Below are 18,182 nucleotides of genomic sequence, written 5' to 3'. Positions count from 1 at the left end.
TAGCTTTTACTTTAGCGAGGCAGGCGGCCTTGTTGCTTAAAGCGATAAAAACCTTGAGGGTCGGGGCGGCCTATGTACTTTAGATTACCACTCATGGTTTTGGGCATCTCTGCGCCGGCCTTAATTTTGCCTTCGGCCAACCAATTAGGCTGTCCAACAGAGGCTAGCAATTCCAACTCAAGCTGAGGATCGCTATGGCTAAGCTGAATAGTAGGCTGCCCTTCATTACAGCTTAGCTGTGCATTTGCGTTATCTAAGCGTAATTCGCCTAATGGGGTACCAATTAACGGCCCTAACCAAAGCAGCTGCCCGGTTAATTGCTCACACCAAGGGCTGCCTTGGCTTGCTTCGGCAAGGTTTAATTGAATATCACCCTCAATAGATAAGGGCAGCGGCATTGGCACCTGTTCAACCACCCAACTGGCAGGGGCTTCTAATTGCCAGTCTTTGGCATACCAACCTGCAAAGCTCAAACCTACTTGCCCTTCTCCATGTAGCTCTTGGCCAGTACCAAGCTGCACGTCAGCAGCAATTCGCCCCAACAACAAGGCGCTGGGTTTCAACTGCCAATTTACTTGGTTTAGGCTTAAGTTTGGCGTATCAACACTGATTAACTTGCCATTCCATATGCTGCCGCTGGGGTGATTAAGCGCAATGCCCTTTGGTAACGGTGCATAATTTAGTACCACAGCCAGGGGCGTGGTAGCTATTAAACTAACCAAATACACCAATATAAGTAATAGCGCTAAAGCGAGGTACTTCTTCATTCAGCTTTTCCTAAACGTAAACGTCGAACACCAACAATGCCTTCTTGTTTACCTTCATCTAAATCTACGTTTTCAACAATAATGCCATAGCGTTGGCTCAGCATTTTTAACCAAGTCATTAACTGATTAAACGGCACACTTTCAATCCACACCTCTACCTCATCACCTTTAGGTTGAATGCGGCTGATAGTAATACGCTGCTGGCGAGCCGAACTACTCACGGCTTGGCTTACTTTTACTTCACTGCTAGTTTGTTGAGGGCGACCATTAGCAATAATCACTGAACCTTGCTGCTGGGCCCACTCTAAAGTTTGCTGCTGACTAGCCAAGCGCTGCTTGGCTTGAGCATTAGCACCAGCTATTGGTGACCAAATGCCCCAATACAAAACAGCTATTGCTACTAATACCGCGGCAGCTGTAACCAGGTTTTGTTCACGCTTATTTAAACTTTGCCACCACTGTTTCATGATGCGTTCCTTATGACTAACGTGCCAACCACTGCACCTGCTTTGTTGCTCAAGGTACCTTGCTCACTCTCAAAAGGTTTAACCGACTGACGAAACTGCTCAAAGGTTTGGAAGTTTTTGGCTTGCGCCTGCAAGCGTATTTCACCTTTTTTGTGGTCGTAGCGCAGGCTAATTGGGTTCAGATCTTGGTTTTTATCAAAGGCTAGCGAGAGGTGAATCATCATCTTCAAAAAGTCTTGCTCAGGGGCCTCGCCAATGTCGGCAAGTGCTTTGCGAAAATCGCTGCGAATACGACTATCACGAACGCGTGAAACTTCAGGAAATACCATTTTGTAAACAGTTCGAATGTTTTCATCAACACTGGCTATTTGTTGTTCTGTTTTGTGGGTATCAATAAGCTGATAGGCCAAGGCCAATACAAAACACACTCCGGCGGCAATGGCCACTTTTCGCCATTGCAACCAAAGTTGAGCAAGAGGGTTAGCCGCAGCATATCGCCCTTGTAACAGATTAAGCTTGGCTTTTTTGGCACCATCACTTAACAGCTTCATTGGCAGTTCTGGCGCACGAGCTTGCCATTCCACCGAATCATCGTCGAGCTTAGCTGATGGGCTGTAATGCTGAATAACTAAGTCTGGATACTGCTTGGCAATAAGTGGCAAAGCAGTGGCTAACCACGCTTCGTCAATGCTCATTACTCGACCATCAAAAAAGCGCAATAGCCATTGCAGGTTTAGCTGAATGGCTGTCGCTTGGCCTTCTTCGGCTTCAGGTAAACATAGAGCATCAACACACCAGGTTTGGCTTTCTATGCCGGCCGTTTCGAGCATATCTAGCCAGCTTTCCATTTGCTGATGGCTTACGCAAGCAACATCAATGCTATCTTTGCCTTTTTCGAGCAAGCAAATATGTAGACTCTCAGGATCTTGTGCCAACTGCTCTTCGAGCATAAAAGGCGCAACCTGCTGCCATGAGCGCTGTGCCGACTTAGGTAAATCTAAGCGGTGCTGGCTGATATCACTGGCCGGAATTAATACGATAACTCGGCGCTGTTCGGCCTTTTCCTGAAGTAAACCTAACTCGGCGCTACTTGCCAATTCTCCGGCAGCAATAAGCTCCTGCTCGCTGTCGGACCAAACCATCCAGTTGATAACTTCTTTGCCGGTGCTCGGCAGGCGAATGATGAGTTGTTCGTTCACAGTTGGTCTCCGTAAGAGCGTCTAATCACTTTAAGATCAGAAGTACCACTGCGCTGAATAACACTGCTCATTTGTGCTTGTCCTTGTTCATTTTCCACTAACAATTGCGCCTTAAAGTAGTTCGATTGCAAGGCCAATGTTTGCTGTAAACCCGGCTGAGTAAGCGGGATCCCCGCTAACGCTGGATGAGTCATCATCTCATCAAAGGTACGATACCCCTCATCGGGACGGTCATTCAAGACCTGCAGTGCGCCGGTGTTATCCAGATCAGGATAAAATAGCGCTTCTAAAAGTTGTGGCTGGTCGACAGCTACAGTATTCACATTTACCGCTAACCCAGTTTCAGGTATCGCACAGATAAAAGGTGCAACCCGCCGATATATTCCTGCAGTAACACCATAAACCGCTCTAAACTCACTTTTATCTACCATCGGCATATTCGCTGGTAGGTAAGACGGGTTTAAACCTTCATATACACCGTCTTCTGCACCTTGTGGCAGCGGTATAGTATCTGCGTCAATCCAATCCCTAGTTGCATCAGTTATTTGCTCTGCGCTATAGGCATCAACACCAACTGCAACCAACAAGCCAATAAACTGATCAGCCACTTTAGGCGGTTGCCCGTCGGTTTTATTTGGTTGCCCTAGAGCATTTAGATTAAAACAGGCCTGCATATCTACAATTTGGCCTTTAATCACCGAATCTTCAACCGGGAACACCATGCCTTCGGTGGCCCAATATTGGCCAAGATGCACCCGATCATCATCCTCTAAATCTTGCTTTATCACTTTTAAGGCAAAAGCTTCGGCGCCCGATAGCATCCAGTTTGAGCGCAACGAATGCTGCAAGTTAGTCGCTCTAGCTAAATCGAGTTGCAAGCGCTGACTAAACTGCGCCGCCACCACAACCATTACTGCCAAAATCAGCATTACGGTAAGCAGTGCTACGCCACGTTGGCGCTGAGGGCAAGCATGAATACTCTGCATTATGAGCCGTCCGGATCAGGTTGGCTGCCAGAGTTATTGTTGCCATTATTGGTGCCCGAATCACTACCACCTTGGTTGGTGTTACGATTGGCGTCTTCTTGGGCCTGGCTGGCTACCGCCGCACGGCTGCCTTCGGGGCTTAGAAATACTCGGCGTAATTCACCATAATCTTTATGCCGCAAGGTCACTTCTACCGCACGCGGCAGTTGGTTGCTATCTGACACTTGCTGGCTCCAACCACTGGAACCATGAAAACGGAATTTGAGTTCTTCAACATCGTTAAGCAACACCATTTCGCGGGGTTCGTAACCCACAACGGAATCTGGGTGGTTGTAAAAGCGTTTAATCAATTTTTCGTCTTTTAACAAATATGCCACGCGTTGCAGTTGCGAACGACGAATCACTGACTGAGGGTTACGCCAGCCAAGCACCAGCATTTCAATGCCCATGTCATCACTTTCTAGCAAGTATTTCTCAGCCATTATTAGTGGCCGCTGTTCTTCGGTTTCATCACGTACAGAACGCGGTGCCAGCTGGGTAAAATCACGCTGCATAAAAAACATCGCGCGTTGCAAGGCTTGCAGGCTTTCGCCGTGGCGCTGGGAAATCTCGTCGCTGCGCATTACTCCTTGCAATACTTGGTAAGCTGCCATAGTCAGCAAGGCAAAGATGACAATTGCCACCAGCATTTCTAATAAGGTAAAACCGCGCTGCTTCATCAACGGCTCACATAACTGGTTATTTCTGCCAAAGCAGCTTTTTCTTCGGCATTGCGATACACCGAAATAGTCACTGCCACAAAATTAGGATCGCCAGTGGCTACCCCTTGTGAGCGCCAATGCCAATCGGTATCGCCAAATTTGGTGGTTCCTTTGCGACTCGCCGTACCGGGCCAAGTTTTACTGAGCTTAAGCTCGGCCATTTGATTGTCGGCAATCCATAGGGCAAAGGTTTTATCTTGAATGTAAGTTAGGCTGCGCAAGTTTTCTGAGGCACTTTTCATTACCGCTGTGCCAGCAATGGCCAGCACCGCCAAGGCCACCATTACTTCGAGTAGGGTCATTCCTCGTTGCTTGTTCATTGCTCTTGGTCTCGAGCAATTGTCAGCTGGCCTAAATCATCACTGCTTACTTGCCAGCGATTAAGGCTATCTTCGTAAGCAAACACCAGTTTAAAGGGCGTTACTTCACCACTACTTAGCAACAATACTTGCGGCACAATGGTTTGTTCGACCTCTTCAGTGATGAAGTCTTTCTCAAATAAACCATCGCCTTCAAAACCTAAAGTACCACTACCATAACCTTGTTCTTCTAGCTCCACATTCTCTAGGCTTAACTCTAGAAAATACGGTTCTTCAAATACTTTTTCTTTAAATATGCGGTCGTTAAGTTTTATCCAACGCTGCTTTTCCATACGCACAAACTGGTACTTTTCGGCATCACTGTAAACGCCATAATCATAGCCAGTAAGCAGCGCCTGCTCTTGGGCATATTGAACAAGAGCGGCTAAACGCTTGGCTTGCTGCTCAACGATCTTTTGCTCGCTCGAACCCGATACTGACATAACAACCGAATAGATACCCATCGACATTAATAGCAATACCAAAATAACCTCCAGCAATGTAAAACCTTGCTGGCGATGGCGATGAGCTAAGCGAGACCTCATCAATTTACTGATCTAAGTTCCAGTTACCAATATCGTCATTGGTACCTTCTTCACCATCTAAGCCGGCGCTGAAAATATCAATACGACCCTTTTCACCTGGGCTAATTAGAATGTAGTCATTACCCCATGGGTCTTTTTGCAGACGACGTAAGTAGCCATCTTCTGGGTAGTTACGTGGCTCTGGGCTAGAGCTTGGCTTAGTCACCAAGGCTTCTAGGCCTTGCTCGGTGGTGGGGTAACGCGAGTTATCCAAGCGGTACATGTCTAAGGCATTTTCTAGAGCGATAATATCGGTTTTTGCCTTTTGAATATCGGCTTTTTCTTTGTTACCTAATAAGTTAGGAACAACTAAACCGGCCAAAATACCTAGAATTACAATCACCACCATCACTTCTAGCAAGGTAAAACCTCGGCTAGTTGCTTGAGTGTGCATCGACTTTTGCATGTTACTTACTCCGAAATACCGGTAGGTGCTATAGCCCCACCATGTTATTAAGTTCCAAAATCGGCAATAGAATTGCCATTACGATAAATAGCACGATACCCGCCATGGTTACGATCAAGGCAGGCTCGAATATCCCTAATGCTATGTTCACTTGCGTTTCGAACTGGCGGTCTTGGTTGTCGGCCGCGCGTTCTAACATTCCTTCCAATTCCCCAGAACGCTCACCACTGGCGATCATGTGCAGCATCATCGGCGGAAACAACTTGGTTGCTTCTAGCGAAGAGTGCAAACTGCCGCCCTCGCGCACTTTAGAGGCGGCATGCAACACTTGGGCGCGCGCGTAATCATTGGTGAGTACTTCACCAGCAATGCCCATACCTTCTAATAAGGGCACGGCACTGGCGTTCAAAATACTTAAGGTTCTGGCAAAGCGCGCAGTATTAAGCCCCTTGCTAACTTTGCCAACCACCGGCATGCCTAGAAGTCGCTGATGCCACTTCATTCTGACATTGTCTTTCTGCAGTAAGCGCTGCCATACCACCATCGCCAACATGCCACCAATCAAGAAAACTAGGCCATAATCACTTACCAGTTCACTTACATAAATCAAAAACTTGGTGGCGTTGGGCAGCTCTTGCCCCATGTGTTCGAACTGCGCCACAACCTTAGGCACAACCGACACCAACAGAATTGCGATAACCCCCAAACACACAAAGGTAAGCACTGCTGGGTAGATTAAGGCTTGCATGGTTTTCATGCGCATGGCTTGGCGCTGCTCGGTGTAATCAGCCAAGCGATCAAGCACTTTATCTAAGTGACCTGATTTTTCACCTGCGGCCACCATGGCGCAATACAGCTTTTCAAATACATCGGGGAATTCGGCCATGCTATCGGCCAAACTGTACCCTTCTACAACTTTAGAACGTACACCTGAAATAATGCTTTTGAGTTTAGGTTTATCACACTGCTGAGCTACCGCCTTAAGCGACTCTTCAATGGGCATAGCTGCTGCAACTAAGGTTGCTAGCTGGCGAGTTAATAGGGCTAAATCTGAGGTGCTAACTTTGCTTCGAAAGCTAAAGCCAGTGCTGGCTTTTTGAACGCGTTCGGCCACTTGCTCAATTTTAAGTGGTGTTAAGCCTTGCTCACGCAGATGAGCGCGAACCTGACGCGCCGATTCCGCTTCATGAACTCCGTTAGATTTTTTGCCCTTTTTATTAAAGGCTTGATACTCAAATGCCGGCATTACACTAACTATCCTTCGCGGGTGACTCGCAATACTTCTTCTAGGCTAGTAATGCCCTTCAGCACCTTATTTACCCCATCTTGTCGGATACTTGGGCAACTAGAGCGCACTGCATTTTCAATTTCTTGTTCGCTGCTACCAGAGTGAATCATATCGCGCACTTCATCGGTAACGGGTAATAACTCATGAATACCGGTTCGGCCACGATAACCAGTATTATTGCAGCTTTCACAGCCTACAGGGCGATACACTGTAGCATCTTTAGCAATGCCTAAGAGTTGATGTTCGTGCTCACTTACCAGATGTGCTTCGCAACAATCTTGGCATAAAGTACGCACTAAACGCTGCGCTAACACCGCCAATAAACTCGATGATAATAAAAACGGCTCAACCCCCATATCGCGCAAACGGGTTACCGAACCAATCGCAGTATTGGTGTGCAGAGTAGATAATACTAAGTGACCGGTTAAACTGGCTTGCACCGCAATTTGCGCGGTTTCTAAATCACGGATCTCACCAATCATTACAACATCGGGATCTTGACGAAGAATAGCCCGTAAACCGCGCGCAAAGGTCATATCCACTTTGGTATTAACTTGGGTTTGGCCGATGCCTTCAATATTAAATTCCACCGGATCTTCTACAGTGAGAATGTTCCGATCTTTAGTATTAATGTCGTTAAGGCCAGCATACAAGGTAGTACTTTTACCGGAACCGGTCGGTCCGGTAACTAAGATAATGCCGTGTGGTTTTTTCAGTAGTTCGCTAATCACTTCGCGGTAGTTTTCTGCCAAACCTAGGCTTTCGAGCTTCAAGCGAGAATTGTTTTTATCTAATAAACGCAGTACAACACGCTCGCCATGGCTGGATGGCATGGTTGAAACCCGCACATCTACAGCACGGCCGGCAATACGCAAGGAAATACGACCATCTTGCGGAACCCGCTTCTCAGCAATGTCTAAGCGCGCCATTACTTTAATACGTGAAACCAACAAAGCGGCAAGCTTGCGGTGTGGGCGTAAAATTTCACGCAATACGCCGTCAATACGAAAACGAATCACTAGGGCCGCTTCAAAGGTTTCAATGTGAATATCACTGGCCCCTTCTTTAATCGCTTCACCTAACATGGCGTTAATCAATTTGATGATCGGCGCATCGTCTTCGGTTTCTAATAGGTCTTCGTTTTCGGGAAGCTCTTCAGCCAAGGTATAGAAGTCCATATCGTTACCGATATCTTCCATTAGCTGACGAGCTTGCGATGAATCTCGTTGATAACCTTCAGTAAGGCGTTGCTCAAAATCATCATCAGACAGCGCTTCGCATGCGAATTCTTGCTTTAATACTCGACGAATTTCAAGCAGCGCTTCTAACTCCACCTTAGAGTTATGATAAACCTGCCAAGCGTCCCGTTTTTTTTCCAACATCACGCCGTAGGTTTTGGCAAACATATAGGGTAACTGCCAGCCTTCTACTCCTTCCATGTGGGGGGTGTCAGACACTAAGGCCTTTTCATCTTCTAATACATTTAGCTCAGCATCTAAGTCCATTACTCGGCACTCACTTGCTCTTTATTAGCAGCTGCTGCTTCGGCTTCTTTTGCCGCTTTCTCAGCTTCTTCTTTCTTTAAGCGCTCATTCTTTTCTTTTAAGTAGTCGATGTACTCTTGAACTTCAGGCGATACATCATCTACCGAGTTAAATTCTGGCAATACTGGCACTTTAGTATCTGGCATTAATACTACGCCTAACTCTTCACGCAACAATTGCTGAGCACGGATTTGGCTATACTTACGCGAGCTCACGCTTTGCATGGTTACCGAGTCACGAATAATGGTTGGGCGAATGAAGATCATCAAATTACGTTTAACTTTCTTCGAGTTGGTAGAGCGGAATAAATGCCCTAATACCGGAATGTCGCCCAGTAGCGGTACTTTAGATTCACTTTCTTCAATTTGGTCGTCTAACAAACCGCCTAAAATAATGGTATCGCCGCTGTCGACTAGCACCGTAGTTTGTAATTGGCGTTTAGCAAATACAACGTCTACAGAGGTTTGACCTTGTACCTTAGACACCTCTTGTTCGATGGTAAGCTGAACCGCGTTACCTTCGTTAATTTGTGGCGTTACTTTTAGCTTGATACCCACTTCTTTACGATCAACGGTAGTGAAAGGATTATCGTTGCTACTGCTAGAAGCAGACCCGGTTAGTACTGGTACTTCTTCACCTACGGTAAAGAAGGCTTCTTTGTTATCTAGGGTAGTGATAGAAGGTGTTGCTAATAAGTTAGAACGTGAGTCATTAGCCGCGGCTTGTACTAACACGCCCCAATCAGCACCATAAAAGCCAAAGGCAGCGCCAGAGATTTTAGCTAATGCGCTGGCTAAGCCAGAGATATCACCGGGAGTTTCTGGGTTAACTGTACAGGTTTCGCCGGTACACACGGTAGAACCTTCGGTGGGTTGAGCATCGTAGATACCTGCGCCAATTTCACTAATTGATACACCAGCATCGTTAAACTGAGTACCACCGGCCTTAGTGGCCCATTGTACGCCAAGGCTAATACCATCACCTTCGGCCACTTCAACAATAATCGCTTCCACGTTTACTTGGGCTCGACGAATATCAAGCTGATTAATCACGCCTTCTAAGGTGCGCATATTGTCTGGCTGAGCGGTAATGACCAAGGTATTGGTATCTTCGTGAGCTTCAATAGAGAAATTGCCACGAGAGTTACTGGCAGAACTCTTCTTGCTGCCGCCAGCAGCCTCTGCCGCTACGGTTTCACTCACACCTTTAAGTACATCTACAAGATCGGCGGCCTTGGCATACTTTAAGTAGAAAACGCGGGTATTGCCGTAGGTTTCTAGTTCGCTATCAAGCTTTGCTACTAAACGCACAATACGTGCTCGGGCACTTGGTTCGCCCGATACCACAATGCTGTTGGTCCGCTCATCGGCAACCACTTTAGGAATTAACAAACTGGCTGCCGCACCTTTACCACCCGTGCTAGCGGTAAGCGATTCAATAATTCGCACCAGTTCACCGGCTGATGCAAACTTAAGACGAATAATATCTACCTCTTGGTCCCCGGCTTTGTCCACTCGGCGGATAATCTCGACCAAACGGTTCACCACAGCAGCACGGCCAGTAAGCATAATTACGTTAGAAGGATCGTAGTGCACTACGTTACCGCCACCGGCATTATCATTTAGCTGACGTAATAAAGGCGCTAGCTCACGCACCGATACATTTAGCACCGGTACCACACGGGTAACCATTTCATCGCCAAAGGCTTGATCATCACGGTCTACCACCGGAATCGCTCCCGCCTTGGCGTCTTTGGCGCGCACAACTTTGGTTACGCCGTTTGGCATATCAATAACCGCAAAACCGTAAACATCTAACACACTTAAGAAGAACTGATAGTACTGCTCTTCGGTAAGCAAATCGTAACTACGCACATTAACTTTACCGCGAACCGCGGGGTCTACGATGATAGTTTTATTGAGATTACGACCAACCGTGGTGATGAACTCACTAATGTCAGCACCTTTAAAATTGGCTGAAAACTCGGTGGCACTCACGATTCCACAAAGGCCTAATCCAATTAGGCCAACAAGGCTGTGGCGAACCAAGCGTAAGGCTTGCAACTTCATGTTAAATAAATCTCCGGTACTATTCATCTGGCAGGCTGAACAACACATCCTGCAACTGGCCATTGCGCTCTACGGTTACCGTAATATCCGTTAGCTCTGCCATCTCTTGCATCACTTGCATTGCTTGCGCGTTGTCGCGCAGGTCATATCCATTAAGAGCTACAGCTAAGTCATTAGCTTTCAAGCCCACTTGTTTAAATAAGGCAGCGTTTTTACCGGGGTTGATTCGGTAACCACTTAAGGCACCATCTTTACGAACCGGCGAAATACGAATGTAATCGGTTAGTTTTGAAGGGTCTTTTAATACTTCTTTTACGTCGACTTTAGCCGAACGACTATTGCTAGACGCATTGGTACTGCGCTTAGCAGTATTTGAACTAGTCCGAGATTGCGACTTTTTGTCTTCTGGGTCTAGTAATAAACTTTCGTAAACACCGCGATGCAATAAAATCACCCGGTCAGTTTGAATCTCTTTTATGACAGCTTGAGTACCATTAATCGATTCATCTATGCCATAGGTCTGTTGTTTACCGCGGTGTTCAATAATGGCTAGCGCTTTAGTTTGGTCGCTACTTGCCACTAAACCAGAAAGAGTTAACTTTAATGAGGTTTTAGGTGCATCGGTTGACGAAGGCGCTTGAACAACCGGTTTAGCCTTCTTGGATTGGTATTCACCAAATAAATGCAGCTTGGTGAGGCTAGATAAATCAACTTGAGCCGCTTTATTACTAGATTGCACCTGCTGAGGAACCCAGCGAAAAGCGGGTGAAGGCGTTGGCACCAATAACCAAGTAATAGACGCCAACTGATAAGCGGCAAAACACATCAATAGTAATGTGATTAATACGCTGCTCTTTTGCGAAGGAACGTAACGAGCAAGTTGAGTAGAAAAAGATTTAATATCCATTTATTCGTTATAATACATCTGTCATCGTTAACCGATTATCGATCATCCTTATGAAAAAACTATGGCAAAGCGCCTCATACAGAGGGTTCTTCATTCTAAAGGGACTTAGGCGTAGAACAAGAGCTGCAAGTGTAAATTTTGCATTTAATTGGACTTTTATCGGTTTTCTGCTGGATAACGCACTAATCCGAGAAATAGCTAGTACGCATAAAACTGATATAATTTAATAGATAATATATAAGCCAGCCAAGACTTAGCATGAATTCACAAAACTCTAACAACTCCGCGCTACGCCTTGATAAGTGGCTGTGGGCAGCACGATTTTATAAAACCCGTGGGCTTGCTCGCGACATGGTAATGGGCGGTAAAGTGCATTATAACCAGCAGCGCTGTAAGCCAAGCCGAAATGTAGAAGTGGGTGCAACGATTAGCTTGTGGCAAGGCCAACAACAAATAGAAGTCAAGGTTGAGCAATTAAGCGACAAACGCGGCCCAGCGCCACAAGCTCAGCTGCTTTACCAAGAAACAGAACAAAGCCTTAAAAAGCGCGAACAATATGCAATGCAACGCAAGCTCATGGCACAAAGTGCCAGCCCAGAACGCCGACCCGACAAAAAGCAGCGTCGGCAAATTATTCAGTTTAAACAACAATAGTCAGGCCTACTTATGAAGCAAGACATTCTTAATCGTTACCTATTCGAAGATTACAACCTCCGTGGCGAATTAGTGCAGTTGCAGCAAAGCTACGCAGAAATCATCGATCAACAAAACTACCCTGCGCCTGTACAAACCCTATTGGGTGAGATGCTAGCGGCCACTTGTTTGCTTACCGCCACCTTAAAGTTTGAAGGCGACATTACCGTGCAACTGCAAGGCGATGGCCCATTAAGCGTACTAGCAGTAAGTGGCACCGACCAACAACAAATGCGCGGTGTCGCACGCTACCAAGGCTCCATTGACCCTAACATTGGTTTTGTAGAACTGGTTGGGAAAGGCCACATTGTCATTACCATTACGCCTAGCCAAGGCGAGCGTTATCAAGGCATTGTGGAAATAAACCCGCAAGGTGTAGCCGCCAGTATTGAAGCCTACTTCCAGCAATCGGAACAACTTAATACTCGCCTATGGTTATTTACTGGCATGTTTGATGGTCGCCCTCACGCCAGCGGCTTGTTCTTACAAGCACTACCAGCCAGTAAAGATGAAGATGCTGAACACTTTGAGTTGATTACCACTTTAAGTGAAACCACCACCGCTCAAGAAAGCTTTGAGCTAGATGCCGAGCAGCTGCTATTTCGTTTGTATCACGAACATAAAGTTCGCGTTTACGAGCCGCAAGAAGTTTGCTTTAAATGCACTTGCTCAAAAGAGCGTTGTGAAACGGCCTTAGCCAATATTGACCACAAAGAATTGCTCGAAATTTGCCATGAAAGAGGCCATATTTCGATGCATTGTGACTACTGTGGACATGACTATAATTTTAACGAAGCCGACGTTGAAAACATTTTCACGCGTAATATATCGACAAACCCTGCCAAAATTCATTAAACTGACCTCAGGAAATGCGGTGCGAATCGCATTTCCTAGATAGACCCCTAATAACCATAAAAAAAGTGCTGGTAATTTGACACCCCTCTCTTTTTGGTACCACTAAAGGGATAGAATCAGAGCCAACACCAAATAAAAAAACAATATAAATCTTACCTCTCTACCTACAGGAGACTGCTATGCTTGACGTTGCAGAAAAAGATCAGGTTATCGACCTGGCTCAATACGGCATCAAAGATGTGTCGGACGTGGTGTACAACCCCTCATACGAAGAACTATTTAAGGAAGAAACTCGACCGGAGCTCACAGGCTACGAACGCGGAATTGTCACCACTACCGGTGCAGTTGCAGTAGATACTGGGATCTTCACCGGGCGTTCGCCAAAAGATAAATACATCGTTCTTGACGATACCACCCGCGACAGCATGTGGTGGACCTCAGAACAAGCTAAAAACGACAACAAGCCAATAGACCCTGCGGTTTGGACCGACCTAAAACAAACCGTGACCGACCAACTATCTGGCAAACGCTTATTTGTGGTTGATACCTACTGTGGTGCTAACCCAGATACTCGCTTAAAAGTACGTTTTATTGTTGAAGTAGCGTGGCAGGCTCACTTTGTAACCAACATGTTCATTCGCCCAACAGCCGCAGAGCTTGAGGACTACGAGCCAGACTTTGTAGTGATGAACGGTTCTAAAACCACCAACAAAAAGTGGAAAGAGCACGGCCTAAATTCTGAAAACTTCACTGTATTTAACATGACAGAGAAAATGCAGGTGATTGGTGGTACATGGTACGGCGGCGAAATGAAGAAAGGCATGTTCGCCATGATGAACTACTACCTACCACTTAATGGCATGGCGTCTATGCACTGTTCTGCCAATGTTGGCGAAGCGGGCGACACCGCTATTTTCTTCGGTTTGTCTGGTACCGGCAAAACCACCCTATCTACCGATCCTAAACGGCAGTTGATTGGTGATGACGAGCACGGTTGGGACGACGAAGGCGTATTTAACTTTGAAGGTGGCTGCTATGCCAAAACCATTAAGTTAAGTAAAGAAGCCGAGCCCGATATCTACAATGCTATCAAACGTGATGCTTTGTTAGAGAATGTAACGGTGCGCAACGATGGTAGCGTAAACTACGATGACGGTTCTAAAACCGAAAACACTCGTGTTTCTTACCCTATCAATCACATTGAGAATATCGTTAAGCCTGTATCTAAAGCCGGTCATGCTAAGAAAGTCATTTTCTTAACTGCCGATGCTTTTGGAGTATTGCCACCAGTTGCTAAGCTTACGCCAGAGCAAACTAAGTACCATTTTTTATCTGGCTTTACCGCCAAACTAGCCGGTACAGAGCGAGGAATTACTGAGCCAACACCTACCTTCTCAGCGTGTTTTGGTGCTGCTTTCCTAACCCTACACCCAACTAAATACGCCGAAGTATTAGTTAAACGTATGGAAGCGGCTGGTGCCGAAGCTTACTTAGTCAATACTGGTTGGAATGGCACAGGCAAACGTATTTCAATTCAAGATACTCGTGCAATTATTGATGCCATTTTAGATGGTTCGATTGAAAAGCAAGACACCAAGCAATTGCCAATCTTTAATCTAGAAGTACCAACCTCATTGCCAGGTGCCGACAGCGAGATTCTCGACCCTCGCGACACCTACCAAGATCCATTGCAGTGGGAAAGCAAAGCCGAAGATTTAGCCCAACGCTTTATCAAAAACTTTGCCAAGTACACCGACAATGCAGAAGGTGAAGCTCTGGTAGCAGCAGGTCCTCGGCTAGACTGATAAATATACAATAAAACAGTAAGTTATAAATGCCAATGGGATAATACTCATTGGCATTTTTTTTTATCCACTAAACTACATTTCATTATAAGCGGTAAACTGCAAGCGATATAGCGAAACAAAAAAGAGGCTAGCAACTGCTAACCTCTTCTGAAACCTAGTTACTTCTTTAAAAACTTAACTTGGAGAGGCAAATACAGTACCACCACCTGTAGAACCAGAACCACTTCCGCCACTGCCTACTCCAGGAGCGGGTGGAGGTGGTGGCGGCGGTAATAACAAACCCGCAGGAGCGCTAAGACCCGCAGGGAAAAAAGGTGCAGGTAGGTCAGCAGCCATTGTCATACTCGCCAGCGCCATTTGCCCAGCCGAAAGTAAAATTAGTACCCACTTTGTCAACCGTTTTTGCCTCATAAGTCCTCCTTGAACTACCGTGGCATAAGTAAAATGATATGTCTTGTTGATAAAGCACACCCACCGACAAATGGAATAATGCCAACTTCAACACAAAATCAAACTTGCATTTATTACTGCTCATAATATATGCAAATAAAGAACCAACCATACAAACTCAATAAAAACAACAGCTTAAAAAAACGTCAAGTCTATTTATGTGAGCTATGTAAAATATTTCGACATCTATTTTTGGTCTTAAAGCTCAGCCGCTACGACCTCCTTCTACAACATCAAGCAATCGCAGCAAAAACACTTAACAACAAGCCACTCAATAGCACCTTTACACACATAAACACTAGCAAATGGACCATTTCACACATTTACGACTTTAAGGCGATTGTGTATATATTTCTGTCTCGCAAAACAGCTAAGGTTATTACGGTGCAACTAATCACCAACATTGCACACCCAAGGTAAACACCCGCTAATACCTATCGGGTACGTAGCCTTTTCTGGGCATTTTTGCTGCAACCATAGCCAAGCATAAAATAATAATAAAGCTGGCGGCATTGGCTGGCGCCTGTAAGTTAAAATCAACGCTAATATGAATCAGCATACCAATAATTGCCATTGCACAACCCAGTGAGGTTGCGCGTAATAAAGGATCTCGTCGTTTACGCATTGCCAGTGTCGCTTGGACTAACACCCACAGCACTGCCCCACCCAATATTAGGGTTGCAAGTAACCCTGACTCAATCACAAACTGCAGATAGTCGTTATGGGCATGATCATAAAAACGGTTTAATGGTTCGGGCGCATAGTTTTGGAAGATGGTGTAAAAGCTTCCTGCTCCTGAACCAGTCATATAAAAATCTTCTACAATAGGCCATGACCACCCCACTATGTCTGCTCGGCCTTCTTCTACCAAAACCGTTGCACTTAGGCGCTCTCTCACTTGGTCTAGCCCAAAAAAGGAACTCACTATTACCACATCAATCAGCAACACGCTAGAAAACAACAGAGTTAACGAACGTGGCCGCTGGCGAAATAGCAACAAGGCCATCACCGCGCCCAATATAGTAATAGCAAAAAATGCACTGTTCCCCATGCGTGAGTGAGACATCACCAAACCAATCACCATAATGATCATGCACAGCCTTACCAGCATTTTACCGCTTAATAAAGCCTCAATAATTTGCTGAATACGATGACGCCAACTGCTTGCACTTGTTGCGTTAAGATCTGCCACCACTAAGGCCAAGCCCATGCTTAAACACAAGATGAGATAGTTAGCAAAATGGTTTTTATAGACAAATGAACCGGTGGCATTTCCGCCCACCGCCATATCAAAAATCGGTGAGTGAGTAATATTACTCAAAATCAGTAACGAGCCATAAAAAGCCTGAAAAGTACCACTAATAACAAAGGCCAACATCACCATGCGAATTCGATCTGGATGATTAAACAACAAACAAGCATTTATCGCTAACAGCAAATAGCTACAGCCTTTCACCAGATTAACAATTGTTTGATTGGGGTCTAAAGAAATAGGATAATGACTTGAGCCGGGTATGCCCAACAAACGAAAATTTAATGCTGCTTCGCTTAACCAAGCTAACACCCCCTGCGATAAGGGCACTAACTGAATAACCGTAAATAGCTGAAACAGCAGTAAGCCAAACAGTAAAATTCGGCAAGCTTTTAGCCACTGCCAAGGGATCCCGCCTCTACAGCAGTAAACCAGCATTAAAGACTGAGTTGCTATTAGCACTTCCATAATAGACCAGGCCCAAGGCCTATTGCTGGCTAGGGGGATGGGCAGCCAAACGATTAAAAATAACATTAAGCCAAACGCTGTGCGCTCAACTCTAGGCGATGAAAGTTCCATCATATTTTAGGCTTCCTTGTCTACATTTAGGCGTTCGCGTTGACCATTAACCGCCGTTAAGGTTGGTTCCATTCTTCCTGAACAACTAGCGGCAATAGTGCCGGGAGTGTCAACAAATAGGCGTTGGGCTCGCGGCTCACCTGCAAACGCCTGTACCTTAGCAAAAGCCTTGCTTAAATCGGGGCTACGCTTTTCCAAACCATGGCAATCACTGGCCACAACATCGATTAAGTCTTGTTGTAGCATGTGCTCACTCACTTGTTGCGCTTGCTCGCGAAACTCCCCCAGCAAAGCGCCGGCAGTGACCTGAAATAAACACCCTAAACGTCGCCATTGTTGCAGCAAGTATTGTTCTTTCCATATCCCGCGATTTCTTTCAGGGTGGGCAATCAAAGGGGTAATGTTTCGCGCGGTGAGCCACTTTATTAGGCTATTAAGGCCTTGCGGCACATGACCATGTGGCAACTCTAGCAACAACACATCTTTATCTTGGTAGCGACCTAACAAAGGCAATTTATTTTGACCATGCCACAACATAATTTCAGGGCTAAGGTGCACCTCGGCCGCATGATAAATACGCAAGGGCATATTGCGCTGCTGCAGCGCATTCATCAGCGTAAGATAGCTACGCTCTATGGTTTCAGCGGTGTTATCAAATATTCCGGGCAATATATGCGGAGTAGCCAGCATTACCTGAGTGCCACAGCTTATCGCCTTGTCTAACATCGCCAAGCTTTGGGCTAGATCTTTTGCCCCATCATCAATGCCAGGCAAAATATGACAGTGAATATCAACGAACCCCATTAAGCTGCTCCTTTAGATTCTTTGTACTAATTAGCTTTTTAAAGGCGAACCAAGTGATTAACGCTAAGGCCAAACCTAAGTAATTAGCCGCTAAATCTTCCCAAGAAAACTGCCTTAATGGAAAAATCATTTGTAGGCCTTCATCTAAAGTAAATAGGATAAGTAAGATTAAAACCCATGACAAAATAGCTTGCCACTTTCTGTCGGCCCCTTGGCAAAACACAAAAAACACGCTGAGTGAGCAAACATAAGCCAATGCTAAATGTAGTCGTTTATCACCCCCCATTGCGGTTTCAACTGCGCTTAAAGTATCAGGAAATAAACCCAAGGTTTTAGATAAACTAGCCGCTAGTACACAAAGCCAGATAAATACGGTTAATCCTGTTAAGCCTTTACGCCACATA

General features: G+C 45.7%; 19 protein-coding genes. 3 read left to right on the top strand and 16 right to left on the bottom strand.

Translation table 11 applies throughout. The annotated features are described in order from the left end of the window. Positions 1 to 11 precede the first annotated feature (11 nt). The 12 genes from K5609_RS01715 to gspC are packed head-to-tail and all read right to left on the bottom strand — an operon-like array spanning position 12 to position 11,337. On the bottom strand, positions 12 to 767 hold the full coding sequence (locus tag K5609_RS01715) for a type II secretion system protein N (RefSeq protein WP_221075708.1): 756 nt from the start codon (positions 765 to 767) through the stop codon (positions 12 to 14). Beyond that, on the bottom strand, positions 764 to 1,234 hold the full coding sequence (gene gspM, locus K5609_RS01710; protein WP_152783621.1) for a type II secretion system protein GspM: 471 nt from the start codon (positions 1,232 to 1,234) through the stop codon (positions 764 to 766). Before gspM ends, K5609_RS01715 begins: the two co-directional genes overlap by 4 nt. Beyond that, the gene (gspL, locus tag K5609_RS01705) at positions 1,231 to 2,433 is read right to left on the bottom strand and encodes a type II secretion system protein GspL (protein ID WP_221075707.1); all 1,203 of its coding nucleotides are present in this window, start codon (positions 2,431 to 2,433) and stop codon (positions 1,231 to 1,233) included. The genes gspM and gspL overlap by 4 nt, the downstream gene beginning before the upstream one ends. Beyond that, positions 2,430 to 3,419, bottom strand: a complete 990-nt coding sequence (gene gspK, locus K5609_RS01700; RefSeq protein WP_221075706.1) for a type II secretion system minor pseudopilin GspK — start codon at positions 3,417 to 3,419, stop codon at positions 2,430 to 2,432. The genes gspL and gspK overlap by 4 nt, the downstream gene beginning before the upstream one ends. After that, entirely contained in the window at positions 3,419 to 4,138 is a 720-nt protein-coding gene (gene gspJ / locus K5609_RS01695; protein ID WP_221075705.1) for a type II secretion system minor pseudopilin GspJ, read from the bottom strand. Before gspJ ends, gspK begins: the two co-directional genes overlap by 1 nt. After that, positions 4,138 to 4,500, bottom strand: a complete 363-nt coding sequence (gene gspI, locus K5609_RS01690; RefSeq protein ID WP_221075704.1) for a type II secretion system minor pseudopilin GspI — start codon at positions 4,498 to 4,500, stop codon at positions 4,138 to 4,140. Before gspI ends, gspJ begins: the two co-directional genes overlap by 1 nt. Further along, positions 4,497 to 5,084: a type II secretion system minor pseudopilin GspH gene (gene gspH / locus K5609_RS01685; RefSeq protein ID WP_221075703.1), complete on the bottom strand. Its 588-nt coding sequence runs from the start codon at positions 5,082 to 5,084 to the stop codon at positions 4,497 to 4,499. Before gspH ends, gspI begins: the two co-directional genes overlap by 4 nt. A 4-nt stretch (positions 5,085 to 5,088) precedes the next feature. Further along, positions 5,089 to 5,529, bottom strand: a complete 441-nt coding sequence (gspG, locus tag K5609_RS01680; protein WP_016399780.1) for a type II secretion system major pseudopilin GspG — start codon at positions 5,527 to 5,529, stop codon at positions 5,089 to 5,091. Between the two features lie 28 nt (positions 5,530 to 5,557). Beyond that, positions 5,558 to 6,775: a type II secretion system inner membrane protein GspF gene (gene gspF, locus K5609_RS01675; RefSeq protein ID WP_221075702.1), complete on the bottom strand. Its 1,218-nt coding sequence runs from the start codon at positions 6,773 to 6,775 to the stop codon at positions 5,558 to 5,560. 8 nt (positions 6,776 to 6,783) lie between these two features. After that, on the bottom strand, positions 6,784 to 8,322 hold the full coding sequence (gene gspE / locus K5609_RS01670; protein WP_425514830.1) for a type II secretion system ATPase GspE: 1,539 nt from the start codon (positions 8,320 to 8,322) through the stop codon (positions 6,784 to 6,786). Beyond that, the gene (gene gspD / locus K5609_RS01665; RefSeq protein WP_221077182.1) at positions 8,322 to 10,430 is read right to left on the bottom strand and encodes a type II secretion system secretin GspD; all 2,109 of its coding nucleotides are present in this window, start codon (positions 10,428 to 10,430) and stop codon (positions 8,322 to 8,324) included. Before gspD ends, gspE begins: the two co-directional genes overlap by 1 nt. Before the next feature lie 19 nt (positions 10,431 to 10,449). Next, positions 10,450 to 11,337: a type II secretion system protein GspC gene (gene gspC / locus K5609_RS01660; RefSeq protein ID WP_221075701.1), complete on the bottom strand. Its 888-nt coding sequence runs from the start codon at positions 11,335 to 11,337 to the stop codon at positions 10,450 to 10,452. A 258-nt stretch (positions 11,338 to 11,595) separates the two neighbouring features. Between gspC and hslR the strand changes: the two genes are divergently transcribed. From hslR to pckA, 3 genes are all read left to right on the top strand, one after another. Next, positions 11,596 to 11,991: a ribosome-associated heat shock protein Hsp15 gene (hslR, locus tag K5609_RS01655; RefSeq protein WP_221075700.1), complete on the top strand. Its 396-nt coding sequence runs from the start codon at positions 11,596 to 11,598 to the stop codon at positions 11,989 to 11,991. Positions 11,992 to 12,003: 12 nt separating this feature from the next. Continuing rightward, positions 12,004 to 12,885, top strand: coding sequence for an Hsp33 family molecular chaperone HslO (hslO, locus tag K5609_RS01650; protein WP_221075699.1), 882 nt, complete (start codon positions 12,004 to 12,006; stop codon positions 12,883 to 12,885). Between the two features lie 179 nt (positions 12,886 to 13,064). Further along, positions 13,065 to 14,690 carry a phosphoenolpyruvate carboxykinase (ATP) gene (gene pckA, locus K5609_RS01645; protein WP_221075698.1) on the top strand — a complete coding sequence of 542 codons (1,626 nt, stop codon included), beginning with the start codon at positions 13,065 to 13,067 and terminating at the stop codon, positions 14,688 to 14,690. A 177-nt stretch (positions 14,691 to 14,867) separates the two neighbouring features. Here the strand turns inward: pckA and K5609_RS01640 are convergent, their stop codons facing one another. From K5609_RS01640 to K5609_RS01625, 4 genes are all read right to left on the bottom strand, one after another. After that, entirely contained in the window at positions 14,868 to 15,104 is a 237-nt protein-coding gene (locus tag K5609_RS01640) for a hypothetical protein (RefSeq protein WP_221075697.1), read from the bottom strand. Positions 15,105 to 15,570: 466 nt separating this feature from the next. Next, positions 15,571 to 16,977: an O-antigen ligase family protein gene (locus tag K5609_RS01635; RefSeq protein ID WP_246611931.1), complete on the bottom strand. Its 1,407-nt coding sequence runs from the start codon at positions 16,975 to 16,977 to the stop codon at positions 15,571 to 15,573. A gap of 3 nt (positions 16,978 to 16,980) precedes the next feature. Continuing rightward, positions 16,981 to 17,778 (bottom strand): tyrosine-protein phosphatase, encoded by a 798-nt coding sequence (locus K5609_RS01630; protein WP_221075696.1) that lies wholly within the window; start codon positions 17,776 to 17,778, stop codon positions 16,981 to 16,983. Further along, positions 17,765 to 18,181, bottom strand: coding sequence for a VanZ family protein (locus K5609_RS01625; protein ID WP_221075695.1), 417 nt, complete (start codon positions 18,179 to 18,181; stop codon positions 17,765 to 17,767). The genes K5609_RS01630 and K5609_RS01625 overlap by 14 nt, the downstream gene beginning before the upstream one ends. Position 18,182: the final 1 nt, after the last annotated feature.

The organism is Agarivorans aestuarii (genome assembly GCF_019670125.1).
Classification (GTDB): domain Bacteria; phylum Pseudomonadota; class Gammaproteobacteria; order Enterobacterales; family Celerinatantimonadaceae; genus Agarivorans; species Agarivorans aestuarii.
The sequence above is the reverse complement of the archived record's forward strand: the minus strand, read 5'-3'. Positions and strand labels throughout refer to the sequence as shown.